Source organism: Streptomyces sp. NBC_01546, from assembly GCF_045208355.1.
Classification (GTDB): Bacteria; Actinomycetota; Actinomycetes; order Streptomycetales; family Streptomycetaceae; genus Streptomyces.
In genome coordinates this window covers 6,288,847-6,313,903 of the sequence record NZ_CP109379.1, presented here as the reverse complement: position 1 = coordinate 6,313,903, position 25,057 = coordinate 6,288,847, and the positions used below count along the sequence as shown (strand labels likewise).

Annotated in this window: 24 protein-coding genes and 1 tRNA gene; 14 read left to right on the top strand and 11 right to left on the bottom strand. The window is 72.8% G+C overall.

All coding sequences use genetic code 11. From position 1 onward, the window contains the following. Positions 1-78 precede the first annotated feature (78 nt). Both OHA89_RS28920 and OHA89_RS28915 read left to right on the top strand, forming a co-directional pair. Positions 79-1,062: an aldo/keto reductase gene (locus OHA89_RS28920; RefSeq protein WP_257557014.1), complete on the top strand. Its 984-nt coding sequence runs from the start codon at positions 79-81 to the stop codon at positions 1,060-1,062. Further along, on the top strand, positions 1,047-3,179 hold the full coding sequence (locus OHA89_RS28915; protein WP_406368625.1) for an ATP-binding domain-containing protein: 2,133 nt from the start codon (positions 1,047-1,049) through the stop codon (positions 3,177-3,179). Before OHA89_RS28920 ends, OHA89_RS28915 begins: the two co-directional genes overlap by 16 nt. A gap of 70 nt (positions 3,180-3,249) precedes the next feature. Here OHA89_RS28915 and OHA89_RS28910 read toward each other — a convergent pair whose 3' ends face one another. Beyond that, positions 3,250-3,930, bottom strand: a complete 681-nt coding sequence (locus tag OHA89_RS28910) for a hypothetical protein (protein ID WP_406367434.1) — start codon at positions 3,928-3,930, stop codon at positions 3,250-3,252. Positions 3,931-3,977: 47 nt separating this feature from the next. Between OHA89_RS28910 and OHA89_RS28905 the strand changes: the two genes are divergently transcribed. Beyond that, positions 3,978-4,166 (top strand): DUF5703 family protein, encoded by a 189-nt coding sequence (locus OHA89_RS28905; RefSeq protein WP_073774709.1) that lies wholly within the window; start codon positions 3,978-3,980, stop codon positions 4,164-4,166. A gap of 39 nt (positions 4,167-4,205) precedes the next feature. Here the strand turns inward: OHA89_RS28905 and OHA89_RS28900 are convergent, their stop codons facing one another. The 3 genes from OHA89_RS28900 to OHA89_RS28890 all read right to left on the bottom strand — a co-directional run bounded on the left by OHA89_RS28900 (position 4,206) and on the right by OHA89_RS28890 (position 6,761). Further along, positions 4,206-4,937, bottom strand: coding sequence for a chaplin family protein (locus tag OHA89_RS28900; protein ID WP_406367433.1), 732 nt, complete (start codon positions 4,935-4,937; stop codon positions 4,206-4,208). A gap of 134 nt (positions 4,938-5,071) precedes the next feature. Then, the gene (locus tag OHA89_RS28895) at positions 5,072-5,305 is read right to left on the bottom strand and encodes a chaplin (RefSeq protein ID WP_215141393.1); all 234 of its coding nucleotides are present in this window, start codon (positions 5,303-5,305) and stop codon (positions 5,072-5,074) included. A gap of 130 nt (positions 5,306-5,435) precedes the next feature. Then, the gene (locus OHA89_RS28890) at positions 5,436-6,761 is read right to left on the bottom strand and encodes a M20/M25/M40 family metallo-hydrolase (RefSeq protein WP_215141395.1); all 1,326 of its coding nucleotides are present in this window, start codon (positions 6,759-6,761) and stop codon (positions 5,436-5,438) included. 168 nt (positions 6,762-6,929) lie between these two features. Between OHA89_RS28890 and OHA89_RS28885 the strand changes: the two genes are divergently transcribed. Further along, positions 6,930-7,014: transfer RNA gene (locus OHA89_RS28885), tRNA-Leu, on the top strand. 111 nt (positions 7,015-7,125) lie between these two features. Here OHA89_RS28885 and OHA89_RS28880 read toward each other — a convergent pair. From OHA89_RS28880 to OHA89_RS28870, 3 genes are all read right to left on the bottom strand, one after another. Further along, positions 7,126-8,565, bottom strand: coding sequence for an amino acid permease (locus OHA89_RS28880; protein WP_266945592.1), 1,440 nt, complete (start codon positions 8,563-8,565; stop codon positions 7,126-7,128). A 212-nt stretch (positions 8,566-8,777) separates the two neighbouring features. Beyond that, complete coding sequence (locus tag OHA89_RS28875) at positions 8,778-10,322, bottom strand: APC family permease (RefSeq protein WP_266610615.1); 1,545 nt, start codon at positions 10,320-10,322, stop codon at positions 8,778-8,780. A gap of 63 nt (positions 10,323-10,385) precedes the next feature. After that, complete coding sequence (locus OHA89_RS28870; protein ID WP_257557008.1) at positions 10,386-11,333, bottom strand: hypothetical protein; 948 nt, start codon at positions 11,331-11,333, stop codon at positions 10,386-10,388. A 305-nt stretch (positions 11,334-11,638) separates the two neighbouring features. Here OHA89_RS28870 and OHA89_RS28865 point away from each other — a divergent pair, with 305 nt between their 5' ends. Continuing rightward, on the top strand, positions 11,639-12,064 hold the full coding sequence (locus OHA89_RS28865) for an ASCH domain-containing protein (RefSeq protein WP_266610614.1): 426 nt from the start codon (positions 11,639-11,641) through the stop codon (positions 12,062-12,064). Between the two features lie 81 nt (positions 12,065-12,145). Here OHA89_RS28865 and OHA89_RS28860 read toward each other — a convergent pair whose 3' ends face one another. Further along, a complete protein-coding gene (locus OHA89_RS28860; RefSeq protein ID WP_406367431.1) occupies positions 12,146-13,801 on the bottom strand; it encodes an FAD-binding dehydrogenase in 1,656 nt (551 codons plus the stop codon). Between the two features lie 76 nt (positions 13,802-13,877). Here OHA89_RS28860 and OHA89_RS28855 point away from each other — a divergent pair, with 76 nt between their 5' ends. The 7 genes from OHA89_RS28855 (at position 13,878) to OHA89_RS28825 (ending at position 18,980) form a co-directional block, all read left to right on the top strand. Then, positions 13,878-14,411 carry an NUDIX hydrolase gene (locus OHA89_RS28855; RefSeq protein ID WP_406367430.1) on the top strand — a complete coding sequence of 178 codons (534 nt, stop codon included), beginning with the start codon at positions 13,878-13,880 and terminating at the stop codon, positions 14,409-14,411. Further along, a complete protein-coding gene (locus OHA89_RS28850; protein ID WP_215141408.1) occupies positions 14,408-14,806 on the top strand; it encodes a YidH family protein in 399 nt (132 codons plus the stop codon). The genes OHA89_RS28855 and OHA89_RS28850 overlap by 4 nt, the downstream gene beginning before the upstream one ends. Then, a complete protein-coding gene (locus OHA89_RS28845; RefSeq protein WP_406367429.1) occupies positions 14,803-15,126 on the top strand; it encodes a DUF202 domain-containing protein in 324 nt (107 codons plus the stop codon). The genes OHA89_RS28850 and OHA89_RS28845 overlap by 4 nt, the downstream gene beginning before the upstream one ends. Before the next feature lie 102 nt (positions 15,127-15,228). Further along, positions 15,229-15,525 (top strand): hypothetical protein, encoded by a 297-nt coding sequence (locus tag OHA89_RS28840; protein WP_266610609.1) that lies wholly within the window; start codon positions 15,229-15,231, stop codon positions 15,523-15,525. A 105-nt stretch (positions 15,526-15,630) separates the two neighbouring features. Next, entirely contained in the window at positions 15,631-16,542 is a 912-nt protein-coding gene (locus tag OHA89_RS28835; protein ID WP_406367428.1) for an MBL fold metallo-hydrolase, read from the top strand. A 152-nt stretch (positions 16,543-16,694) separates the two neighbouring features. After that, positions 16,695-17,753, top strand: a complete 1,059-nt coding sequence (locus OHA89_RS28830) for a phosphotransferase family protein (protein ID WP_257557003.1) — start codon at positions 16,695-16,697, stop codon at positions 17,751-17,753. A 12-nt stretch (positions 17,754-17,765) separates the two neighbouring features. Continuing rightward, positions 17,766-18,980 (top strand): acyl-CoA dehydrogenase family protein, encoded by a 1,215-nt coding sequence (locus OHA89_RS28825; RefSeq protein ID WP_266610605.1) that lies wholly within the window; start codon positions 17,766-17,768, stop codon positions 18,978-18,980. A gap of 92 nt (positions 18,981-19,072) precedes the next feature. Here the strand turns inward: OHA89_RS28825 and OHA89_RS28820 are convergent, their stop codons facing one another. Genes OHA89_RS28820 through OHA89_RS28810 form a run of 3 tightly spaced genes read right to left on the bottom strand, consistent with a single transcriptional unit; the run spans position 19,073 to position 22,234 of the window. Beyond that, positions 19,073-19,678 carry a TetR/AcrR family transcriptional regulator gene (locus OHA89_RS28820; RefSeq protein WP_257556999.1) on the bottom strand — a complete coding sequence of 202 codons (606 nt, stop codon included), beginning with the start codon at positions 19,676-19,678 and terminating at the stop codon, positions 19,073-19,075. Positions 19,679-19,727: 49 nt separating this feature from the next. Further along, positions 19,728-21,476 carry a class I adenylate-forming enzyme family protein gene (locus OHA89_RS28815; protein WP_266610604.1) on the bottom strand — a complete coding sequence of 583 codons (1,749 nt, stop codon included), beginning with the start codon at positions 21,474-21,476 and terminating at the stop codon, positions 19,728-19,730. Next, the gene (locus OHA89_RS28810) at positions 21,461-22,234 is read right to left on the bottom strand and encodes an SDR family oxidoreductase (protein WP_266610603.1); all 774 of its coding nucleotides are present in this window, start codon (positions 22,232-22,234) and stop codon (positions 21,461-21,463) included. Before OHA89_RS28810 ends, OHA89_RS28815 begins: the two co-directional genes overlap by 16 nt. Positions 22,235-22,321: 87 nt before the next feature. Between OHA89_RS28810 and OHA89_RS28805 the strand changes: the two genes are divergently transcribed. Continuing rightward, entirely contained in the window at positions 22,322-23,587 is a 1,266-nt protein-coding gene (locus tag OHA89_RS28805; RefSeq protein ID WP_406367427.1) for an exo-beta-N-acetylmuramidase NamZ domain-containing protein, read from the top strand. Between the two features lie 93 nt (positions 23,588-23,680). After that, positions 23,681-25,021, top strand: coding sequence for a serine-threonine protein kinase (locus tag OHA89_RS28800; RefSeq protein WP_406367426.1), 1,341 nt, complete (start codon positions 23,681-23,683; stop codon positions 25,019-25,021). Positions 25,022-25,057 lie beyond the last annotated feature (36 nt).

The following is a 25,057-nucleotide window of genomic DNA, read 5'->3' as shown; positions in this document are numbered from 1 at the left end:
CCGATCAGTAACGTGCGTGTGCGGGGACTCTAGCGCGCCCGGAGTCCTTCCGTCAGTGCCCCAGTAGTCTCAGCGGTCATGGAGCAGAGGCATCTCGGCCGCACCGGACTGCGCGTTTCCCGGATCGGCCTCGGCACCCTCACCTGGGGCCGCGACACAGGCGAGGAAGCCGCCGCCGAGCAGGTGAAGACGTTCTGGGAGGCGGGCGGCACGCTCGTCGACACGGCCGACGTGTACGGCGGCGGGGAGGCGGAGTACCTCATCGGACGGCTGTTGGCCGGGCTCGTCCCGCGCCGGGACCTGGTGATCGCGACGAAGGCGGGCAGCGTGCCCGATCCGGACCGGCGGTTCGACGGCTCGCGCGGGCACCTGCTGGCCGCGCTCGACGCCTCGTTGGACCGGCTGGGCACCGATTACGTCGATCTCTGGCAGCTGCACGCCTTCGACCCGGTGACCCCGCTGGAGGAGACCCTGCAGGCGCTGGACCTGGCCGTGAGCAGCGGCCGCGCCCGGTACGCCGGGGTGGCGGGCTTCTGCGGCTGGCAGTTGGCGAAGGCGGCGACCTGGCAGCTCGCGGCCCCTGGAGTGAGGACCCGGCTGGCCTCGACCCAGATGGAGTACTCGCTGCTCCAGCGGGGCGTCGAGCGCGAGGTGCTGCCGGCGGCCCTGGACCTGGGCGTCGGCCTCCTCCCCTCCTCGCCGCTGGGGCGCGGGGTCCTGACGGCCAAGTACCAGGCCGGTACCCCGGCGGACTCGCGCGGTGCGTCGGAGTCCCTGGCCGCCCTGGTGGACCCGTACCTGGACGAGGCCGCCGGCCGGATCGTGGACGCGGTGGTGACGGCGGCTCAGGGACTGGCGGTGACCCCGCTCCAGGTGGCCCTGGCGTGGATCCGGGACCGGCCCGGGGTGGTCGCGCCGATCGTCGGCGCGCGGACGTCGGCGCAGCTCGCGGCGGCTCTGTCAGTGGAGGCCCTTAGTCTTCCCGAGGAGATCTGCCGGGCGCTGGACGATGTTTCGGCGCCCGTGCACCGCTACCCCGATCAGGACTGGAGCACGCTGTGAGTACGGACCGCCAACCCGACCCCGCTGCCGCGGAGGAACCGGCCGAGCCGCAGCCTGCCGCCGACACAGACACCGAACCCGGCATCGAGACCGAGACCGAACCCGACACGGACGCCGAGGCGGGCACGGACACCGGCACGGACGCCGGCACGGACGCCGGCACCGGCTCGGGCGAGGCGGCGGCCGCCCCCGGGCTGAGCGAGGCCCAGGCCGAGCTGGCCGCGCAGAAGATCGAGCGGGAGCGGATCGCCCGGCGCAAGGCCGAGCGGGAGGCACCCGTCGAGGCCGGGGCGAAGCTCAGCGGGAAGGCCGCCGACCTGCTGGCCGCCGTACGGGCCGTGGAGGGCGGGGCGAAGCCCCCGTCCGTGTACTTCGACGAGACCCCGGCCGCGCCGCGCAAGGCGGCCCCCGCTCCCCCGCCGCCGGCCCGCAGGACGGCGGAGGCTCCGGCCGCCGCCCCTTCCGCGGACAGCGTCCACGGCGTACGGGACGTCCTGGCCCGTGGCGGCGCCCCCGAGGCGCTGGCCGCCCCGGCCGCGGCGGCGCTCGGTGAGGGCGCCGCCGAGCGGCTCGCCGAGAACCCCTGGCTGCTGCTGTCGGTCCCCTCCGTCCGCCCGACCCAGGCGGACGGCTTCGCCCGGGCCCTGCTGGGCGCTGAGGCCGGTCCCGGCGACGAGCGCCGCACCACCGCCCTGGTCGGCTGGCTGCTGGTCCAGGCGGGGCTCAAGGGACACACCGCGCTGGAGGCCCCGGTCCTCCGGTCGGCGCTGGCCCAGTACGGCGTGCCGGATCCCGACGAGGCCCTCGAGACGGCCATCGGCGAGGGCTCGGTGCTGGTCTTCCACGAGCCCCTGGGCCCGCCGGTCGCGGAGGACGAAGAACAGCCCGTGCGCGTACTGGTGGGCCTGGAGGGCTCGGCGATGGCCGAGGAGAGCCTGGCCGACGGCCTGGCCCGGATCGCCAGCACCTTCGACGCCCCGGCGGACTGGGAGAAGGCCGCCACCGGCCCCGGAGCCGAGCTGATCCGCGCCGTCGCGGGCCACGGTCTGGTCACCCACACCGGCGGCGAGGCCGCCCGCGCCGAACCGCTCGCCCTGCTGGCCGCCGCCCGGGAGTTCGGCCTGCGGACCTGCCTGGCCGCGCACGTCGCCTCGCCCGGGGGAGTCACCGTCGCCGGGCTGCTGGCCGGGGCGGAGGGGCCGGGCCGGGACGCCGACGGGCAGTTCGCGCTGGACGTGCTGGTGGTCCTGGACGCGCCGCAGCTGGATGTGGAAACCGCGGCCGCGCTGGTGGAGTCCGTCCCCGACGGGGCCCGCCTGGTGCTCTCCGGGGACCCCTCGGTGCTCGGGTCCGCCGGGGCCGGGCGGGTGTTCGCCGATCTGCTGGCGGCCCGTACCTGCCCTCAGGTGGTCTCCCGCGTCCCGGACCCGGGTCCCCTCGGCGAGCTGGTCTCGGGGGTCGGTGTCGGGGAGCTGAACCAGGTCGACGCCCCCGGCAAGGAGGTCGTCATCGTTCCGGTGCGCGACGCCGGGGAGGCCGTGCACCGGGCCGTGCAGCTGGTGGCCGAGTCGGTGCCGCGGGCCTTCGGGGTCCCGGCGGACAGCGTGCAGGTGATCACCCCGGGCCACAGCGGCTCGGCGGGCACCCGGGCGCTGAACGCCGCCCTGAAGGAGCGGCTGAACCCCGGCCCCGGCCGGTTCGGCGGCTTCGACCCCGGCGACCGGGTGGTCCACGTGCCCTCTCCCGGGCGGGCCCTGCCGGCCCGGGTGGTGTCGGCCGACGCGGAGGGGCTGCACCTGGACCGCGCGGGCGCGCCGGTCGTCGTACCGAAGGAGCTGGTGGAGTCGCAGGTGCGGCACGGCTGGGCGGTGACCGCGCACCAGGCGGTGGGGGCGCGCTGGCCGGCGGTGGTCGTCGTCCTGCCGGGCGACGCGGCGCAGGCCCTCTCCCGGGACTGGGTGTACACGGCGTTCGGGCGGGCCGAGCGGCATCTGTCCGTGGTGCACGGCGTGGACCAGGCGCTGCCGCGCGCGGTGGCGGAGGTACTGCCGAAGCCGCGTACGACCCGGCTGACGGGTCTGCTGACCGCCCTGGCGGCGGGCGAGCAGCCGGAGTAGCCGACGGCAGCGGCAAAGGGAAGCGGCCCCCGCCCCGCGGGAGCCGCTTCCCTGGCCGCTCAGGTCGCGCTCAGGCCGGGGTCAGCCCCGGCCGCGCGGTCTCGCCCTCGTCTGCGCCCTCGACCTCGTCCTCGTCCTCGCCGAACTCGTCGGTCTCCTCGTCGAAGACGGAGCTGACGTCGAACCGGTGCATGACGTCCTCCGGATCGGTGTGCCCGAAGGGCGAGTTGAGCCACTCCCCCGGCTCCGCCGCCTCCTCCGAGGCCGCGATCCACAGCGTGGAATCGCCCTCCTCCAGCCCGAACTCCTTGTAGCGGGAGGCGATCTCGTCGGGCTCGTACTCCCCGAAGAGCACGCCCAGCGCGCCCGCCGTGCCGCCGTCGTGGTCGAGTTCGGCCTCCCGGTCGTGCGCGGCGACCCGTTCGGCCTGGGCGATCAGCCTCGGCGGCTCGACCACGGCGTAGTCGCGGCGGATGAGCACGCTGAAGGCGGCGGGCTCGGCGGGACCGGTGTACGGGACCCCGTCCTCGGGTGCGGGGATCTCGAAGGGGGTGACCTCGTCGTAACGGTCGTAGAGGAGTTCGTCGTACTCCTCGGCCGCGGCGGCGAGTTCGTTGAACGCGGCGTAGACATCGGGGTCCTCGTCCCCGGTCCGGCGCTCGACCGCGGCGAGGTGCCGGTCGAGCGCTTCCTTTACCGCCTCGGCGGCGGCGCGTACCTCGGCAACAGTGGGCAGAGCGGCATCAGACATAGAGCAGACGCTATCCGTAGCAGGGCTCTGCCCGCACAATAGATGCGATGCCGGAATACGAATTTGTCGACGTGTACGTGCCCCGCGGCGTTCCCCGCAAGGAGGCGACCCGCCTGCTGACCGATCATGCCGAGTACGGGAACTGGGAACTCGACAGACTGAGCCTGCACCGGGACGGCAGCCGCCGCGTGCGACTGCGCCGCCGGATCATCCGCCAGGTCCGCGCGACCTGGTGACGCGGGCCCCGTGTGCGGAGCCCGCGTCGTGAACAGCCGTCAGGCGGCGTTGCGGGCTCGCCGGTAGAGCACGGCGCCGCCCAGCAGCAGGCCGCCGGCGAGCGGGAGCCCGGTGGTGAGGACGTCACCGGAGCCGGTGGCGGCGAGGCCGGCCGACTCCGACGGGCCGGGCACGCCGGTCTCCTGAGCGGGGTGCGTGACCGGGTTGGCCGGCGTGACGGAGCCCGAGGCCGGGCTGATGTCCGTCGGCGGCGTACCGGGCTTGCCCGGCGTGTGGCCACCGGGCGTGCCCGGGTGCTGTCCGCCGGGGGTGCTCGGGTTGCCCGGGTGATCCGGGTGGTCGTCGCACGGTTCGTCGTCGCCGCCTCCCGGGTTGCCGGGGTGGCCCGGGGTGCCGGGGTGGCCCGGAGTACCCGGGTGACCCGGAGTGCCCGGGTGGCCCGGGGTGCCGGGGTGACCGGTGCCGGGGTGGTCGGGCTTCCCCGGCTGGTCGGGCTTCCCCGGCTTGCCGCCGTGGTCCGGACCGTTGGAACAGCGGTTCCCGAAGGCCGGGTTCAGCAGGCCGATGACGTCGATGGTGTTGCCGCAGACGTTCACCGGTGCGTCCACGGGAGCCTGGACGTTGTTCCCGGACAGCACGCCCGGGGAATTCGCGGCCTCGCCGGAGGCTGCGGAGTCCGCGTGTGCGTAACCCCCGCCCATCGCGAGGACACCCCCCGCGGCCGCCATGGTGATCAGGGTCTTCCTGGTGACCTGTACCGGTCGTCGCATTGTGTTCGTCCCCTGGTGAGAGCGTCGGTGCTCCGGCTCCCCTGCCGGTTGCGCCGAAGATGATCGATCGGGCCGGAAAGCCCAGCGGCCCCGGAGCGCTGGGATGCGCTCCGGGGCCTAAGACGTCAGACGCGTCAGGCGTTGACGCAGGTGTTGCCGAAGGCCGGGTTCAGCAGGCCGATGATGTTCACGGTGTTACCGCAAACGTTCACGGGGATGTGAACGGGCACCTGGACCACGTTGCCGGACAGGACACCGGGGGAGCCGATGGCCGCACCCTGGGCACCGGCGTCGGCGTGAGCCAGACCCGCACCCGCGAGAACCAGGCCACCAGTGGCAGCCGCAGCGGCGACAACCTTCTTGATCATTGTTCCTCCTAGTAGGCATATGCGGTCCCAGCCGCGGACCGCACCACCTGTAACGAGGAGGGATCACCAGGGCTACGAGCGTATGAGTGCATTCACTCTTCTCAGTGGTTTGCGCACACCTCTGCGAATCTCAGGCGTTGTCGATGAATCGGTCGAGAACGCGCACGCCGAACTTCAGCCCGTCGACCGGCACCCGCTCGTCCACGCCGTGGAACATCCCGGCGAAGTCCAGCTCCGGCGGCAGCTGCAGCGGCGCGAAGCCGAAGCAGCGGATGCCGAGGTCGTCGAAGGACTTGGCGTCCGTGCCGCCCGAGAGCATGTACGGGACGGCCCGCGCGATCGGGTCCTCGGCCTTCAGGGCGCCCTGCATCGCGTCGACCAGGCGGCCGTCGAAGTCCGTCTCCAGCGCCTTGTCCCCGTGCACGTCCTCCCGCTTGACGCGGGGGCCGAGGATGCGGTCGAGGTCGGCGAAGAACTCGTCCTCGTAGCCCGGCAGGAAGCGGCCGTCGACGTGGGCCGTCGCCTGGCCGGGAATGACGTTGACCTTGTAGCCGGCGCCGAGCATCGTCGGGGCGGCGGAGTTGCGCAGCGTCGCGCCGACCATCTTGGCGATGCCGCCGAGCTTGGCGAGGGTCTCGTCCATGTTGTCCGGGTCCAGCGGGGTGCCGAGCGCGTCCGAGAGCTCGTCCAGGAAGTGGCGTACGGTCTTGGTCACGCGCACCGGCCACTGGTGGCGACCGAGCCGCCCCACGGCCTCGCACAGCTCCGTGATGGCGTTGTCGTTGTTGGTCATGGAGCCGTGGCCCGCAGTGCCGTCCACCGTGAGCCGCATCCAGTGCATGCCCTTCTGGGCGGTCTCCACCAGGTAGAGCCGCAGGTTCTCGTTCACGGTGAAGGAGAAGCCGCCGACCTCGCCGATGGCCTCGGTGACGCCTTCGAAGAGACCCGGGTGCTTGTCTACGAGGTGCCGTGCCCCGTAGGTGCCGCCGGCCTCCTCGTCCGCGAGGAAGGCCAGCACGATGTCGCGCGGGGGCTTGCGGCCGCTGCGCATCCGGTCGCGTACGACGGCCAGCGTCATCGCGTCCATGTCCTTCATGTCGACGGCGCCGCGGCCCCACACGCAGCCGTCGGCGATCTCACCCGCGAAGGGGTCGTACGTCCAGTCGGCGGCGTTGGCCGGAACCACGTCGGTGTGCCCGTGGATCAGCAGGGCGGGCCGCGAGGGGTCCTCACCCTCGATCCGCGCCACGGTCGAGGCACGTCCCTTGTGCGACTCGAAGATCTGCGGCTCGAGCCCGACCTCGGCGAGCTTCTCGGCCACCCACTCGGCCGCCTTGCGTTCCCCGGGGCCCGAGTGGTCCCCATAGTTGCTGGTGTCGATCCGGATGAGGTCCCGGCAGAGGTCGACGACCTCGTCCTCGCCGGAGACGGTCCTGCCCGCGCTCGAGTCGCTCACGCTGCTTCCTCCCACTGATCGGTACCGAACTGCCTCCATCCTCCCGCTCTGGACCGCTCCGCCCAAGGGCGATCCCCGGCCGCAGGGGGGTGTGATCGAGGACCCCGGAATGTTTGGTAATGTTTTCCACGTCGGAACGGCCCGCGAGGGACGCGAGACAGACACCTTGTCCGGGTGGCGGAATGGCAGACGCGCTAGCTTGAGGTGCTAGTGCCCTTTATCGGGCGTGGGGGTTCAAGTCCCCCCTCGGACACAAAAGAAGGACCCCGCTTCGGCGGGGTCCTTTTCGTTGTCCCGGGCGTGCGAAGGCCGGAACCGCTCACGGGGCCCCCGAGCGCGGGGGCCCCGTGAGCGGCCGGGACGGTCAGTCGCGGGCGGCGGCGAGTTCCGCCACGCGGCGGCGGACCAGGAACCAGCCGCCGACCAGGGCGGCGCCGATGGCCGGGACGAACATGACCGTGGTACGGCCCACGCCGCCGTCGCACCACATCAGGACCAGGACCGTGAGGAGGAAGGCCAGGGTCACGAGCTGGGTGTACGGGGCCCAGGGCAAGCGGTAGGCGGGGCGTTCGACGCGGCCCTGCTTCGCGCGGCGCCAGAAGTGGAGCGAGCACAGCATGACCATCGCCCAGGTGCCGAGGATGCCGAGCGAGGCGAAGTTCAGGACGATCTCGAAGGCCTCCTCCGCCATGAAGTAGTTCAGGCCGACGCCCGCGACGCCGAAGGCGGCGGTGAACAGGACCCCGCCGTAGGGGACCTTGCCCTTGTTCATGACGCCGGTGAACTTCGGGGCCGAGCCGGAGAGGGACATCGAGCGCAGGATGCGGCCGGTGGAGTAGAGGCCGGAGTTCAGGCTGGAGAGGGCCGCCGTCAGCACGACCAGGTTCATGATGCCCGCGGCGCCCGGGACGCCGAGCTTGTCGAAGACGGTGACGAAGGGGCTCTGGTCGGAGGAGTACGCCGTGTACGGGAGCAGCAGGGCGAGCAGGACCACGGAGCCGACGTAGAAGAGGCCCACGCGCCACATGATCGAGTTGATCGCCTTCGGCATGATCTTCTCGGGGTTCTCGGTCTCGCCCGCGGCGACGCCGCAGAGCTCGACGGAGGCGTACGCGAAGACCACGCCCTGGATCACCAGGAGCATCGGGAGGACGCCGGACGGGAAGATGCCGCCGTTGTCGGTGATGGTGGACAGGCCCGGGGTGTGGCCGCCGATCTCGTGGCTGGTGGCCACGAGCCAGATGCCGACGATCAGGAAGACCACCAGGGCGGCGACCTTGACCAGGGAGAACCAGAACTCCATCTCGCCGAAGTACTTCACCGAGATCAGGTTCGCGGTGAGGACGACGGCCAGGGCGATGAAGGCGAGGACCCACTGGGGGACGTCGGTGAACAGCGACCAGAAGTGGGCGTAGGTCGCGGCGGCGGTGATGTCGGCCACAGTGGTCGTGGACCAGTTGAGGAAGTAGAGCCAGCCCGCCGTGTAGGCGCCCTTCTCCCCCATGAACTCGCGCGCGTACGAGACGAAGGCGCCGGAGGAGGGGCGGTAGAGCACGAGCTCGCCGAGGGCCCGGACGACGAAGAAGGCGAAGACGCCGCACACCGCGTAGGCGATCGCCAGGGAGGGGCCGGCTCCGGCGAGGCGGCCGCCGGCGCCGAGGAACAGGCCGGTGCCTATCGCCCCGCCGATCGCGATCATGTTGATGTGGCGGGACTTGAGGTCCTTGCTGTAGCCCTCGTCACCGGCGTCGACATGGCGGGAAGACGCCGGGGCGGGAGCCTCGGTCAAGGTGCGGTCACTCATGTATGACTTCGCCTTCGTGGGGGTCGGACAGGCAGGTCCGGACCCCGGCGCGGGGGAGCTGGGTGGTGTCCCCCGTGCCGCGATCCGGTGTTTTTGTCGCCCCAATAGACCATGAGGCTCCGCGACCCGCCAAAATCGGCCCCCTGAGCACCGAAGCCCCCGACGACCTTGGAAAGGGTCGTCGGGGGCTTCGTAGGGCCTCGAAAGCGAGGTCAGTCGGCCGTGGTGGCCTCTGCCGCCTGGTCGAGGCGGAAGGCCTCGTTGCCCAGGCCGATGCGGGCGTGGACCTCGGGGCGGCTGCGGCGCAGGAACTCCCCGTAGAGCAGGCCGGTCACGACGGCGGCGCCGATGATGCCCGGCAGGACCCAGCTGAGCACGGAGCCCTCCGCGGCGCCGACCAGGACGCCGAAGTCCTTGACGGTGTAGACGGCGATGGCGAGCAGCGCGAGTCCGGCGGCGCCGGCCGCGACGAGCCGCCAGACCTGGGCGCCGGCGGTGCCGCGGCGGACGAAGAAGGCGATGACGGCGAAGGAGGCGGCGGCCATGAGGAGGGTCACGCCGAGGGCGCCGACGCTGCCCATCCACGTGAACAGGTGGAGCACGGGGGCGGTGGGGTCGCCGGCGGGCATGTCGTCGGTGAGGGCGAAGGCGATCACGACGAGGGCGGCGATGCCGGTCTGGAGGAGGGAGCCGGTGGCGGGGGCGCCGGTGCCGGCGTTGGTCCGGCCGAAGGCTGCCGGGAGCAGGCCCTCGCGGCCCATGGCGAAGGCGTAGCGGGCGACCACGTTGTGGAAGCTGAGCATGGCCGCGAACATGCCGGTCACGAAGAGGACGTGCAGGAGGTCGGTGAAGGTGGTGCCGAGGCGGGCCTCGGTGAGCTGGAAGAGCAGCCCGGGGCCGGCTTCGGCGGAGGTCTTGACGACCTCGGCGGGGCCCGTGGCCACGGTCAGGGCCCAGGCGCTCAGCGCGAAGAAGAGGGCGACGAAGCCGACGGCGAGGAACATCACCCGGGAGACGACGATGTGCGGCTTGCTGGTCTCCTCGGCGTACACCGGGGACTGCTCGAAGCCGACGAAGGCTGCGATGCAGAAGCAGAGCGCGGTGCCGAGGCCGGGTCCGCTGAGGGTCTCCGGGTTGAAGGCGTGCAGCGAGAGGCCCTCCGCGCCGGGCTTGCCGAGGGCGGCGACGTCGAAGACGACGACGAGGGCGCACTCGATGAGGAGGAGCACGCCGAGGACCTTGGCGTTGAGGTCGATCTTGAGCCAGCCGAGGGCGCCGGTTGCGGCGACGGCGAGCAGGGCCGGGATCCACCAGGCGAGTTCGATCTCGAGGTAGGTGGCGAAGAGGCCGGATATCTCGAAGCCGAGGATGCCGTAGACGCCGACCTGCATGGCGCTGTAGGCGACGAGCGCGACGAGCGAGGCACCGGCGCCGGCGGTGGGGCCGAGGCCGCGGGCGATGTAGGCGTAGAAGGCGCCGGCGTTGTGGACGTGCCGGCTCATCTCGGCGTAGCCGATGCTGAAGAGCGCGAGGACGATGCCGAGGATGACGAAGAGCAGCGGCTGGCCGACGATGCCCATGACGCCGAAGGTGGTGGGCATCACGCCCGCGACCACCATCAGGGGCGCGCTGGCGGCGAGTACGGAGAGCAGCAGGCCGGCGGTGCCGAGGCGGTCGGCGCGCAGGGCCCGGTCCTGGCCCTTGTACGTGCGGATCTCGGCCGGGTCCTGGAGCGTGGTGGATCTGCCCGTCGGCATTGCGGGTCCGTCCTTTCGTAGGCACTGGGGGTGGGGGTTGTCCCGGGATTTGTGTCCGGGGTGTCAGGCGGTGCCGAGCGCGGCGCTGCGGGCGGCGAGGAAGGCCTTGTGCGGGTCGAGGTCCGGGTAGGACCACGGGGCGGGGGTGGCGTGGCTGCCGATCCGGTGGAACAGGGCGGCGGCCTCGGCGGGGCGGCCCTCGCAGAGCTTGGCGTGGGCGAGGAAGTTGAGGTCGACGCGGTTGCGGGGGTGGTCCTCGCGCTCCCACTCCAGCCACCAGTCGAAGGCGGAGCGCAGGACCTGGCGGGCGCGGCGGCCGGACCAGTGCTGGGCGGCGTTGCTGAAGGTGTGCCCGTGCGTGGCGGCGAGCACCCGGTAGCGCTCGGCGTGCGCGATCACGGGGAGCACGGCGAGGGGGGAGTCGGCCGGGGACTCCTCGGCGGCCCAGGCGGCGAAGTCGTAGACCTCGTGGAGCGGGTCGTGGCCGGAGGCGGGGGTGCGCTCGGCCAGTCTGGCGACCATCAGGTGGTGGGCGTGGTGGTGCTCGCGGTGCCGGGCCCGGACCTGGTCGAAGTGGCGGCTGAACTCCTCCTCGGTGCCGAAGGCCCGGGAGAGGAGGAGCAGGCCGAGCCAGGGGGTGGGGTCGGCGGGGTGCAGTGCGGCGGCCCGGCGGCAGGCTTCCTCGGCCGCGGCCGGGGTGCCCTTGCGGCGCAGGGCGGTGAAGACGGCGGCGCAGGCGAGGAGGGTGGCGGCGTCGGCGCTCTCGGGTTCGGCGAGCAGCCATTCGCGGGCCCAGGCGGTGGCCGCCGGGGTCTCGGCGAGGACGACGACGCGGTGGCCGCGGCGGTCCCAGTCGTCGCCGGTGCCGACGAGGAGGGACCGGGCCTTGGACCAGCGGCCCTGGGTGAACTGGGAGCGCACGTCGACGAGTTCGGCGTCACAGAGGGCCGGATCGAAGAGCTGGGCGTCCCGCTTGCGGGCGCGGCCGAGGGGCGGCGGAGGCGGGGACATCCGCGGGTTTCCCTCCAGGACGCGGGCGGACGAGGGGTGTTGGTTGGTGGTGCGGGGTGGTCGTGCCGTGCGGGGTGAGCGGTGGCCGGAAAACGTGCATGATGCACGTGGCTGGTGCGGCCGGGTGGTGTGCGGATCGTGCCGGTGAGCGAACCGGTGATCACTGACAGCAAAGCGGTACGCACAGCTCCGAGTCAAGGTCCAGTCCACTGCGTGGCGGGTTTCAACTGCTGTGACGATGGTGTGAGTTGGGGTGGTTGTTCCGGTTCGGGGCGGACTTCGTCCCGGTCGCCTAGGCTCGGGCCATGACGACCTGCGACGATCTTCCTCCGTACCTGCTGGGCTTCCCCGGACCGCTGCGCGACAGGCTGGTCGCGGCCGTACTGAGCGGGGCGAAGACCGCGACGACGGCACTGCTCGCGGCATACCGGGCGGAGGGCGAACCACTGCCCGTGGCGGGTCGGCGGACGGCGCTGCTGGATTCCGCCGAGTGTCCGGTGGCCGTCCTTGAGGTGACGGGCGTACAGGTGCTACGGCTCGGCGAGGTGGACCTGGGACACGCGCTGGCCGAGGGCGAGGGATATGCGTCCGTGGCCGAATGGCGCTCCTCCCACGAGAGGTTCTGGCACGGAGCCGAGCAGCGCGAGCAGCTCGGCGATCCGGGGTTCACGGTGGACGACGACACTCCGGTGGTGGCGGAGCGGTTCCGGATCGTCGAGCGGCTGGGCTGAGGCCCTTCGGGGGGCCTGGGGCCGGGGCCTGCGGCCGGGGCAGGGGCTGGGGGCCAGGGCTGCGGCCGGGCCTGGGCCGGGTCAGCCGACCGCCTTCGCCGCCGCACGGCCCGCCGCCCGGCCCGAGAAGATGCAGCCGCCCAGGAAGGTGCCCTCCAGGGCCCGGTAGCCGTGGACCCCGCCGCCGCCGAAGCCGGCCGCCTCGCCCGCCGCGTAGACGCCGGGCAGCGGCTCGCCGTCGGCCGCCAGGACGCGCGAGGAGAGGTCGGTCTCCAGGCCGCCCAGGGATTTGCGGGTCAGGATCGACAGCCGTACGGCGATCAGCGGTCCGGCCCCGGGATCCAGGATCCGGTGCGGCGCGGCGGTGCGGATCAGCTTGTCGCCGAGGTACTTGCGGGCCCCGTGAATGGCCGTCACCTGGAGGTCCTTGCTGAACGGGTTGGCGATCTCCCGGTCCCGGGAGGTGATCACGCGGCGCAGTTCGGCCTCGTCGATCAGGTCCTCCTTGGTGACGGCGTTCATCCCGCGCACCAGGGCGGACAGGTCGCGCTCGACGACGAAGTCCACGCCGTTGTCCATGAAGGCCTTGACCGGTGCGGGTACGGCCTGGCGCGCGCGGTTGATGACGTCGCGGACCGACTTGCCGGTGAGGTCCGGGTTCTGTTCGGAGCCGGAGAGGGCGAACTCCTTGCCGATGATGCGCTGGTTGAGGACGAACCAGGTGTGGTCGTGGCCGGTCTTCATGATGTGGTCGAGCGTGCCGAGGGTGTCGAAGCCCGGGAAGAGCGGTACGGGCAGCCGCCGGCCCGTCGCGTCCAGCCACAGCGAGGAGGGGCCGGGCAGGATGCGGATGCCGTGCTTGGACCAGACCGGGTCCCAGTTCGCGATGCCCTCGGTGTAGTGCCACATCCGGTCCTTGTTGATGTGGCTGGCGCCCGCTTCCTCGGCGATCCCGAGCATCAGGCCGTCCACGTGCGCGGGGACCCCGGACAGCATCCGCTCGGGCGGGGTGCCGAGCCGGGCGGGCCACTGCTCGCGTACGAGGTCGTGGTTGCCGCCGATGCCGCCGCTGGTCACGATCACGGCCTGGGCCCGGAGGGAGAAGGACCCGGTGGTCTCGCGGCTGCTCGCGCTGCCCCGTACGGCGCCGGAGGGCTCCAGGATCTCGCCCGTCACTGTGTCGACCGCGCCCGCGGTGCGGGAGAGCCCGGTCACCCGGTGCCGGAACCTCAGCTGGACCAGGCCGCGGGCCACGCCGGCCCGGACCCGGCGCTCGAAGGGTTCGACCAGGCCGGGGCCGGTGCCCCAGGTGATGTGGAAGCGGGGGACGGAGTTGCCGTGGCCCTCCGCGTCGTAGCCGCCGCGCTCCGCCCAGCCGACCACCGGGAAGAAGCGGACGCCCTGCGCGTGCAGCCAGGGGCGCTTCTCGCCCGCGGCGAAGTCCACGTAGGCCTCCGCCCAGCGGCGCGGCCAGCCGTCCTCCGCGCGGTCGAACCCGGCGGTGCCCAGCCAGTCCTGGAGGGCGAGCTCGTGACTGTCCTTGATCCGCATCCGACGCTGCTCGGGCGAGTCCACGAGGAACAGCCCGCCGAAGGACCAGTGGGCCTGGCCGCCGATGGACTGTTCGGGCTCCTGGTCGAGCAGGATGACCTTGCGGCCCGCGTCGACGAGTTCGGCGGTGGCCGCGAGCCCGGCCAGCCCGGCCCCGATCACGATCACGTCTGCGTCGTACGTCATGCGTATACCCGTCCTCCGTCGGTGGTGGGGCAGATCCTTGGCTACGGAGCGGTAACCAGTCAACAGCGGTGGTTGGATGAACCGTGTGAGTGCCGCTGATGAAGTGCTGGACGTGGTGGACCGGGACGACCGGGTCACCGGGCAGGCCCCGCGGGGCGAGGTGTACGCGCGGGGGCTGATCCACCGCTGTGTGTTCGTGCAGGCCACGGACGCGCGGGGGCGGATCTTCGTGCACCGGCGCACGGCGTCGAAGCTGGTGTTCCCCTCGCACTACGACATGTTCGTGGGCGGGGTGCTGGGCGCCGGGGAGAGCTACGCGCGGGCCGCGCTGCGGGAGGCCGAGGAGGAACTCGGGGTCACCGGGCTGCCGCAGCCGGCGCCGCTGTTCAAGTTCCTGTACGAGGGCCCGGGCGGGGCCTGGTGGTCGTACGTGCACGAGGTGCGGTGCGAGCTGCCGGTGGCTCCGCAGGAGTCGGAGGTGGACTGGCACACCTACCTCTCGCCGGAGGAGCTGGACCGGCGCGTCGCCGCCGGGGAGTGGGCCTGGGTGCCGGACGGGCTGGAGGCGTACCGGCGGCTGCGGGAGTTCCGCCGTAGATTGCCCCTGTGATCGACTTCGTCAAAGACGTACGCCTCTGGTTCGCGCCGCAAGGCCTCCAGGACGAGGGCGAGACCCCCGACTACCGCTTCTCGCTGGCCAACGAGCGGACCTTCCTGGCGTGGATCCGGACCGCGCTGGCCCTGGTGGGCGGCGGTTTCGCCGTCGACCAGTTCCTGCCGGACCTGCGGTGGGGGGTGCGGGTCGGGATGGCCTTGGCGCTGCTCGCGGTGGGGGCGGCCTGTGCGCTGCGGGCCGTGAACCACTGGGTGCGGTGCGAGCGGGCGATGCGGCGGGGCGAGGATCTGCCGCTGTCGCGGTTCCCGGTGGTGCTGAGCTTGGGGGTCGGGCTGGTCGCGGTGGCGATGATCGTGGTCGTGGCGCTGGGCTGGACCTCGGGGCAGTGAGCTCTTCCCGGGAGGGTGAGGTGCGCGACGCCGGGCTGCAGCCCGAACGGACCCGGCTCGCGTGGCGGCGTACGACGCTGGCCTCCTCGGTGGTCTCGGTGCTGGCGCTGAGGCAGGCCCTGCGCGGGTCGGGAAGGCCGCTGGAGGTGGCCGGGGCGGCGGTGATCGCGCTGGTCTGGCTGGCGTTCCTGTGGGTGGCGCACCGGCGGATCCGGGCGCTGGCGGCCGGTCGGCCGCCGGGGCTCGCGCCGCGCGCGGCGCTGGCGGTGGTGGCCTGCACGGTGGCGTTCGCGGCGTTCGCGATGGCCGTGATCATCTGAACTGCCGGTCGGATGATCCCTCTTGTCCGCCACCCGGACGCCACTCGGACACCACCCGGACAGAACGGGCGATCCCGGACGATCCGCACTAGCCTCGGCCCCATGACGACCCAGCACCTGGAACACCCCACGCACGCGCACGCCCACGGCCCCGACTGCGGGCACCAGGCGGTCTCGCACGGCGACCACGTCGACTACGCGCACGACGGCCATCTGCACCGGGAGCACTCCGGGCACTGGGACGAGTGCGAGAGCGAAGGACACACCACCCACGACGGCCACACCCACGCGCACGGCCCGGACTGCGGGCACGAGACGGTCCGGCACGGGGACCACATCGACTACGTGCACGACGGACACCGGCACGCCGCGCACGACGGGCACTACGACGACCACTGACTGAAAAGTCAGGCAGGGGCGAAATCCGCCCTCCCGCCCTCCCCCGGCGCCACGACGGCTGGCAGGATGCTGACCGCCCGTCAAAGCGACCCGGGGAGAGCGCCGATGACCGTCGACAAGCCGTACCTCGTCCAGCCCGCACCAGGGGTGTACGCCTACGTCCAGCCGGACGGCGGCTGGTGCCTCAACAACGCCGGCTTCGTCAGCGACGGCGGCCGGACCCTGCTCATCGACACGGCCGCCACCGAGCGGCGGGCCCTGGCCCTGCGCGAGGCGGTCGCGGCGGCCGGGGTGCCGCTCCCCCGCACCGTGGTGAACACCCACCACCACGGCGACCACACCTACGGCAACGGCGTGTTCGCGCCCGAGGCGCTGGTCCTCGGGCACGACAACGCGCGGACCGAACAGCTCGCCGCCGGGCACCAGCTGGAGATGATCTGGCCCGCGACGGACTTCGGCGCGATAGACATCACCGCGCCCGACCTCACCTACAGCGACCGGATGACCCTGCACGTCGGCGAGACGGAGGTGCGGGTCATCCACCCGGGCGTCGCGCACACCACCGGCGACTCGATCGTGTGGCTGCCCCGGCAGCGGGTCGTGTTCACCGGTGACCTGGTCTTCGCCGAGGGCACCCCGTTCCTCGCGATGGGCTCCCTCGCCGGCTCGCTGCGGGCGCTGGACCTGCTGCGCTCCCTGGACGCGGAGACCGTCGTACCGGGCCACGGGCCGCTGACCGACGCGTCGGCCTACGAGGCCACCGGGCGCTACCTGCGGTACGTGGCCGAACTGGCCCGGGAGGGGCACGCGGAGGGGCTGACCCCGCTGGAGACGGCCCGCCGGGCCGATCTCGGGGAGTTCGCGGCCTGGCGGGAGAGCGAACGGCTGGTGGCGAACCTGCACCGGGCGTACGCGGAACTGGCCGGGGAACCGGAGGGCGTTCCGCTGGACATCCTGGCGGTGCTGAAGGACATGACCGTGATGAACGGCGGGACGCCGATCCTCTGCCACGCCTGATACGGACCCGCGCGGCGGGGCGCGGCCGGAAGAATCCCGGGAGGAGTCCCGGGAGGAGTTCTTTCGGCCCGCACCCTGGACTACATACCGACTGGTCGGCATGATGGCCTGCGGACAACAGTCACCGTCAACTGCGTACGGAGGTGCCACCCATGACCCCAGCCCCGGACGATCCGCGAGGCCTCGATCTGGAACGGCTGCGCGGCCATCTCGACACCGCGCGGCCCGGGCTCGTGGCCGGGGCGCTGAGCGGCCGGCTGATCGAAGGGGGCCGGTCGAACCTCACGTACGCGGTCACCGACGGCTCCGCCCGCTGGGTGGTGCGCCGCCCCCCGCTCGGCCACGTCCTGGCCACGGCGCACGACATGCGGCGCGAGCACCGGGTGATCGCGGCTCTGCACGGGACGGCCGTACCGGTGCCCGAGCCGGTGCTGCTGTGCGAGGACGAGTCCGTGCTGGGGGCGCCGTTCTACGTGATGGAGTACGTGGAGGGGGTGCCGTACCGCACGGCGGGCGAGCTCGCCGCGATCGGTCCCGAGCGCACCCGGCGGGCGGTGCTCGCTCTGGTGGACACGCTGGTCGACCTGCATGCGGTGGACCCGCAGGCCGTCGGCCTGGGCGACTTCGGCCGCCCCGAGGGCTTCCTGGACCGGCAGCTGCGCCGCTGGGGCAAGCAGCTCGCGGCCTCCCGGGGCCGGGAGCTCGCCGGGATCGACGAACTGCACGGCGCGCTGGGCCGGGCGCTGCCCGACTCCCCCGCGCCGACCGTGGTCCACGGGGACTTCCGGCTGGACAACGTACTGATCGGCGGTCCGGACGACACGATCCGGGCCGTACTGGACTGGGAGATGTCCACGCTGGGCGATCCGCTGACCGATCTCGGGCTGCTGGTGATGTACAGCTCCGACCTGGGCCTGACTGAATCTCCAGTCAGCACCACCAGCGGGGCTCCGGGGCATCCGACGCCCGCCGAGCTGGTCGAACGGTACGCGGCCCGGTCCGGGCGGGACACCGGTGCGATCGCCTGGTACACGGCGTTCGCCTGGTTCAAGCTCGCGGTGATCCTCGAAGGCATCCACTACCGCTACACGCTCGGGCAGACCGTCGGCGCGGGCTTCGACCGGATCGGCGAGCTGGTCCCGGTCTTCATCGAGCACGGTCTGACCACCCTCCAGGCACCCCGCAAATTCCAGAACCGCCACGAAGGCTGAGGCACGTATCCCATGGACTTCGCATTCGACGCCCGGACCGAGGAACTCCGCGAGCGGCTGCTCGCGTTCATGGAGGAGTACGTCTACCCGGCGGAGGCCGTCGCCGCCGAGCAGCGTGCGCGGCTGGCCTCGCCCTGGGACACCCCGGCCGTCTTCGGTGAACTGAAGGCCGAGGCACGCCGCCAGGGCCTGTGGAACCTCTTCCTTCCCGATGCCGAGTACGGCGCCGGGCTGACCAACCTCCAGTACGCCCCGCTCGCCGAGATCACCGGCCGCAGCCCGCACCTGGCACCGATGGCGACCAACTGCGCGGCCCCGGACACCGGGAACATGGAGCTGCTCGCGCAGTTCGGCGGCGAGGAGCACAAGAAGCAGTGGCTGGAGCCCCTGCTGGCCGGGGAGATCCGTTCCGCCTTCGCGATGACCGAGCCGGAGGTGGCGTCCTCGGACGCCACCAACATCGAGACGCGGATCGAGCGCGCGGGTGACGAGTACGTGATCACCGGGCGCAAGTGGTTCATCTCCGGGGCGATGAACCCGGACTGCAAGATCTTCATCGTCATGGGCAAGACCGACCCGGAGGGCGCCGATCAGCGCCGTCAGCAGTCGATGATCCTGGTGCCGCGCGACACCCCGGGGGTCGAGGTCCGCCGGGCCATGACCGTGTACGGGTACGAGGACCACGACCACGGCGGGCACGCCGAGGTGGTCTTCGACGGGGCGCGGGTCCCGGCGGCGAACCTGATCGGCGAGGAGGGCACCGGCTTCGCCATCGCCCAGGCGCGGCTCGGGCCTGGCCGCATCCACCACTGCATGCGGCTGATCGGCATGGCGGAGCGGGCCATCGAGCTGATGTGCCGGCGCGCCGTGGACCGTACCGCCTTCGGAAAGCCGCTGGCCGCGCAGGGCGTCGTACAGAACTGGATCGCGGACGCCCGGGTGACGGTGGAGCAGTTGCGGCTGCTGGTACTGAAGACGGCCTGGCTGATGGACACGGCCGGGAACCGGGGGGCGCACACCGAGATCCAGGCGATCAAGATCGCGACCCCGCGTGCGGTGGTGCGGATCCTGGACGACGCGGTGCAGCTGCACGGCGCCGGCGGGGTGAGCCAGGACTTCCCGCTGGCCGAGCTGTGGGCCGCGGCACGGACGCTGCGGCTGGCCGACGGGCCGGACGAGGTGCACCAGCGGTCGCTGGCGCGGCGCGAGCTGAAGCAGTACCTCTGACGGCCGCGGTGCCCGAGCAGACCCGGGTAGACCCGGGCCCGCACGGTCCTCCCGCCGGCTGAAGCCGAGGACCGTGCGGACCCGGCCGCTGACTAGGGGCGCAGCGCGCGCAGCAGCAGGTCGGCGAGGTGATCGGCGACCTGCTGCGGGGTGAGCGGCCCGTCCGCGCGGTACCAGGTCGACAGGTGGTGCACGGACCCGAAGTGGTAGTCCACCACCAGGTCGGCGGGGGTGGCGCTGGAGAACACTCCGGTGCGCTGGCCCTCCTCGACCAGCGCCCGGAAGCGCTCGTGGTAGCGCCGGCGCTCCGCCCGTACCTGCTTGAACTTCTCCGGGCTGAGCTGGTGCATCGACCGGAAGAAGATCATCGCGTCGTCGAGGTTCTCGATGGTGGTGACCACCACGTCGGCGGCGGCCGCCCGCAGCCGGTCCTCGACCGGTGCGTCGGATCCGGCCACCGCGTCGAGCCGCTGCTGCTGACGGCGCAGCATCCGCGCGTACACCTCGTGCAGCAGGTCGTCCTTGGACCCGAAGTAGTGGTAGAGCGCACCCTTGGTGACCCCGGCCGCCTCTACGATCTCCTGCACCGACGTGCGGTCATAGCCGCGCTCGGCGAACAGCCGGGTGGCGACGGCCAGCAGCCGCTGCGGTACCGGGGCCTCGTGCGTGCCTTCGGGTTCCGTGGTTCTGGCAGCCATGGCGCCGACCTTCCCTTCCCATTCCAGCTGTACGACCATCCGACTGTTTTCAGCCGCGATCGCGCAGTTCCCGTCGCAGGATCTTGCCACTGGTCGTCTTCGGCAGGACAGGCAGGATCTCCACCTGGCGGGGGTACTTGTAGGCGGCGATGCGTTCGGCGCAGTAGGCGGACAGCTCGGCCGGCTCCACATGGGCGCCGGGGCGGAGGCTGACGTACGCCTTCACGCTCTCCCCGCGGTAGGGGTCGGGGACGCCGACCACGGCCGCCTCGCGGACCGCCGGGTGGGTGTAGAGCACGTCCTCGACCTCGCGCGGCCAGACCTTGAAACCGGAGGCGTTGATCATGTCCTTCTTGCGGTCGACGACGTAGAGCCAGCCGTCCGCGTCCATGAAACCGACGTCCCCGGTGCGCAGTTCGCCGTCCGGAAAGGCCTTGGCGGTATCGGCGGGCAGACCCCAGTAGCCGGGCACGACCTGGGGGCCGCGGACGGCTATCTCGCCGGTCTCGCCGAAGGGGACCTCGGCGCCCTGCTCGTCGAGGATCCGTACGACGGTCTCGGCGCCCGGGAGTCCTACGGACAGGGTGCCGGAGGCCGGGTCGACGGGGGCTTCGAGGTGCGGGGGGACGGAGGCGCAGGGGGCGGTGCACTCGGTGAGGCCGTAGCCGTTGCGCAGGTAGAAGCCGAAGGCGCCGCGCAGCCGCTCGACGAGCGCGGGCGGCAGCGGGGCTCCGCCGGAGGAGATCACCTGGAACGAGGCGAAGTGGTCCCGGGTGACGTCCGGGTGGGCGGCCAGGGCCATGAAGGCGGTGGCCGGGCCCACGGTGTAGGCGGGGCGGTGCTCCAGGAAGGCGTCGAGCACGACCGCGGCGTCGAAGCGGTGGGCGAGGACGAGGGTGCCGGCGTTGACGAAGCAGGCCGCGAGCTCGCAGACCATGCCGGTGATGTGGAAGAGGGGCGCGAGGGCGAAGTAGGCGGCGCCCTCGGGGAGGGGGTGGGCGGTGACCTGGCGGACGGCGTTGTACGTGAGCGCGCCGTGCGGGTTCATGGCGCCCTTGGGGGTGCCGCTGGTGCCGGAGGTGTAGCTGATGAGGGCGGTGTCGGCGGCGGTGAGGTGCGGGTCGTCCGGCGCGGGGTGGCCCTGGCGGGCCACGGTCGTGAGGTCGGCGGCCTGCGGAGCCGCCGGCCCGGCCGCGGGGTCCGGCGCGGGGTCCGGGGCGGGGTCCGGGGCGGGGTGCGGCGCGGACTCCGGGGCTCGGCGCGGATGCGGTACGGCCGCCGGGGCGAAGAGCCGCGCGTCGTCGCGCGTCTGGAAATCCCGGTCGCGGGCGGTCAGGGCGACGCGCACGTCCGTACCGCGCGCGGCCTCGCGCAGGTACGCCGCCCACGCGCGGCCGTCGCAGACCAGCGCGGCGGCCCCGGAGTCGCGCAGGATGTGCCCTACCTCGCCGGCCTTGTACATGGGGTTGAGCGGGACGACGACGGCCCCGGCCTTCCAGGCGGCGAGGACGGCCAGCACGAAGTGCGGGGTGTTCTGCAGCATGACGGCGACCCGGTCCCCGCGGCCGATGCCCCGCGCCGCGAGGTGGCCGGCGACCGAGTCGGAGAGCGCGTCGGCCTCGGCGTAGCCGGTGCGGCCGTCGAAGTAGGCGAGCGCGGTCCGCTCGGGGGCCCGGGCCACGGCCTCGCGGAAGGCGTGCAGCACGGTCGGGGCCGGGGTGACGGGCGCCCGCTGGGCCGGGCTGAGCAGCCCGAGCCACGGCCTGGCGGCGTACGGGGAGCTCACCGGGTCTCCCATTTCCGCTGAAGGTGGTTCATGCCGCTGAGCCAGCGGTCCGGGTCGGTGGCGCGGGCGGCGTAGAAGTCCGCGACCTCGGGGTGCGGGAGGATCAAGAACCGGCCCTTCTCCATGCCGTCGAACAGTGCGTCAGCGACCGCTTCCGGCTCGATCGCGGTCGGCGCGAGGACGAGCTCACCCGCCGAGCCCGCGGCCGTCAGCATGTCGGTGCGCACCCCCTGCGGACAGATGGCGTGGACCTGGACACCGCGGTGGCGGTAGGTCAGCGAGAGCCATTCGGCGAAGGCGAGCGCCCCGTGCTTGGTGACACTGTACGGCGCCGCCCCGATCATGGTCAGCAGTCCGGCGGCGGAGACGGTGGACACGAAGCGGCCGCTCCCCCGCTCCAGCCAGTCCGGCAGGAGCAGCCGGGCCGCGCGGACGTGGGCCATGACATTGGTGTTCCAGGCCGCCTCCCAGACGGCCTCGTCGGCGAACGCGTCGCCGCCGGAGGCCAGTCCGGCGTTGGCGCAGTAGACGTCGATCCCGCCGCCGAGGGCCTCCCGGGCCTCGGCCACGATCGCCGACGCGTCTCCGGCGACGGGGATCGCGCGGGCGCCGATCGCGCCCGCCACCGCGGCGGCCTTGGCCGCGTCGAGGTCGTTGACGACAACCGTGGCGCCCTCGGCGGCGAAGCGGTGGGCGAGGGCGGCGCCGATGCCGCCGCCCGCGCCGGTGACGACGACTCGCTGGTCCTGGTACGCGTTCACGGGGAGCACCTTTCGGGGACGGACGGATGCGGATCGCGAGCAGACTAACCAGTCGGTATGTCAGGACGGAAGGGGGCTGCGCCCTAGCGTGGCCGGATGACTCTGTCGCGACGCGGGGTACTGGGACTGGCGGGGGCCATGGGGGCGGCAGGGGCCGTGGCAGCTGCCGGGCCCGTGGGCGCTGCGGCCGCTGCACGGGCGGAGCGGGTGCGGACCGGTTTCGAGCGCCTCGCCGCGGACGGGTACGCCGAACTCGGCGGGCAGAAGGTCGGGGTGGTCACCAACCCCACCGGGATCGCCGCCGACGCCCGCCACCTGGTCGACGTACTGCACGCGGACGACCGGGTGGACCTGGTCGCGGTGTTCGGTCCGGAGCACGGGTTCCGCGGGACGGCCCAGGCGGGCGGCTCCGAGGGCGCCTCCCGGGATCCGGCGACCGGGCTTCCCGTGTACGACACGTACGGCAAGAGCGGGCAGCAGCTCGCGGACGTGTTCACGGCGGCCGGGATCGACACCGTCGTCTTCGACATCCAGGACGTCGGGGCACGCTTCTACACCTACATCTGGACCCTCTACGACTGCATGCGCGCGGCCGCCCTCGCCGGCAAGGCGGTGGTGGTGCTGGACCGGCCCAACCCGGTGGGCGGCCGGCGGGCCGCGGGGCCGGTGCTGGAGCGGCCGTACGCGAGCTTCGTGGGCCGGGAGCCGATCGCCCTCGCGCACGGGATGACGGCGGCCGAGCTGGCCCTGCTCTTCAACGGCGAGTTCCTGTCCCGGCAGCCTGAAAAATCGGTCAGGCTGCGGACGGTGGCGATGACCGGATGGCGGCGGGGGTCGTTCTTCGGCGAGACCGGGCTGCCCTGGGTGCCGCCCAGCCCGAACATGCCGACCCCGGACACGGCCCTCGCGTACGCCGGCACCTGTCTGTTCGAGGGGACGAACCTGTCCGAGGGGCGCGGGACGACCACCCCCTTCGAGGTGCTGGGCGCGGAGGGCCTGGACCGGCGGTGGGCGGAGGCGGCGAACGCGCTGGACCTGCCCGGGGTGTGGTTCCGGGAGGCGTACTTCACGCCGTCCTTCTCCAAGCACGTGGGGAAGGTGTGCGGCGGGGTCCGGCTGATCGTGCACGACCGGGAGACCTTCGATCCGGTACGGGCCGGGATCGGGCTGCTGGTCACGGCCCGGCGGTCGTGGAGCGGCTTCGGCTGGCGCACGGACCAGTGGATCGACAGGCTGACGGGATCGGACCGGGTGCGGAAGCTGGTGGACGCGGGGGCCGGGGTGGAGGAGATCGCCGGTGACTGGGCGGCGGGGCTGGCCCGGTTCGAGGCGGTGCGCGCGGAGTACCTGCTCTACGCGTGAGCCGGTGGCGTCCGGGGTCTGGCCGGGTGGGCCTACCCGCAGGATGCTGGATCCACCGGACGCACGGCGTGGAGGCGTGGAGGGGGACGTGTCATGGCGGACAGCGGGGCCGGGATCGGGGTCGGGGCCGGGCCGTACGCGGAGCTGACCTTCGACTCCGAGGGCGACGTGGACCGGGGCACGCAGGCGGCGGTGGCCCGGATCGAGGCCACGGACCTGCTGGTCTTCGCGCACGGCTGGAACAGCGACCGGTCCACGGCGACCCGGCTCTACGACCGCTTCTTCGCCCCCTTCCCGGGGCTGGTGGGGCCGGGGGTACGGCTGGGGTACGTGGGCGTCGTATGGCCCTCGATCCGCTTCTCCGACGAGCCGATACCGGACTTCGAGGGGCCGGGTGCGCTCGCGGAGCCCGGCTTCGGGGTGGCGCTGGACCCCGGGACCCGGCAGGCGCTCGGTGAGTTCTGGCCCGGGCGGCAGGCTGAGCTGGACCGGGTGGCCGAACTGCTGGAGGAGCGGCCGGAGTCGGAGGCCGCCTTCATCGAGTTCGGGGCCCTCGTACGGGAGCTCGCCGGTGTGGACGCGGCTGACGCGGCGGACGCGGTGTCCACGGTCGTCGCCCCGACGCCTGCGGTGGAGCCCGTGCCCGCAGTGTTCGCGGAGGACGTCCTGGAGGTCTGCAGGGCGCTGGCCCAGGCGCTGGTCGAGGCGGGCGCGCCACCCGGGGGCTCCGGCTCCGGCTCCGGTGAGCAGGGGCTCGCGCTCGGCGCCGGGCTGCGCCCCCTGTGGAACGGCGCGAAGGAACTGCTGCGGCAGGCTACGTACTACAAGATGAAGAAGCGGGCGGGTGTGGTCGGCGAGCGCGGCCTCGGCCCGGTGCTGGCGGAGCTCGCGCGGCAGCGGCCGGGCCTGCGGATCCATCTCATCGGGCACAGCTTCGGGGCGCGGCTGGTGTCGTTCTCGCTGCGTGCCGTCCCGGACGGCGCCCGGCACGTGGCGTCCCTGACCCTGCTTCAGGGGGCCTTCTCCCACTACTCGTTCTCGGACCGGCTCCCGCACGACAAGAGCCGCGGCGGCGCCCTGGGCGGCCTCCAGCGAAAGGTCGACGGACCGGTGGTGGCCTGCCATTCCCCGCACGACACCTCTTTGCGGGTGTTCTATCCGCTGGCCTCCCGGATGGCGGGCGATTCGGCCGGGCTGCTGGGCTTCGACGAACGCTGGGGCGCCATCGGGCACGACGGGGTGCAGGCCGTACCGGGCGCGCCCCGGCTGACCCTCGACACGGCCCTGCACCAGGGGGTGCCCGCGACGGGCTGCGTCAGCGTGGACGCGGGCTCGGTGGTGCGGCGCGGCGGCGCTCCCTCGGGGGCGCACAGCGACATCTGCCACGAGGAGCTGGCCCGGCTGGTGGTTTCCGCGGGGCGCATGGGGCGCTGAGTTCCGGCCATGTGCCACCCGCACGCCTCGACCGCC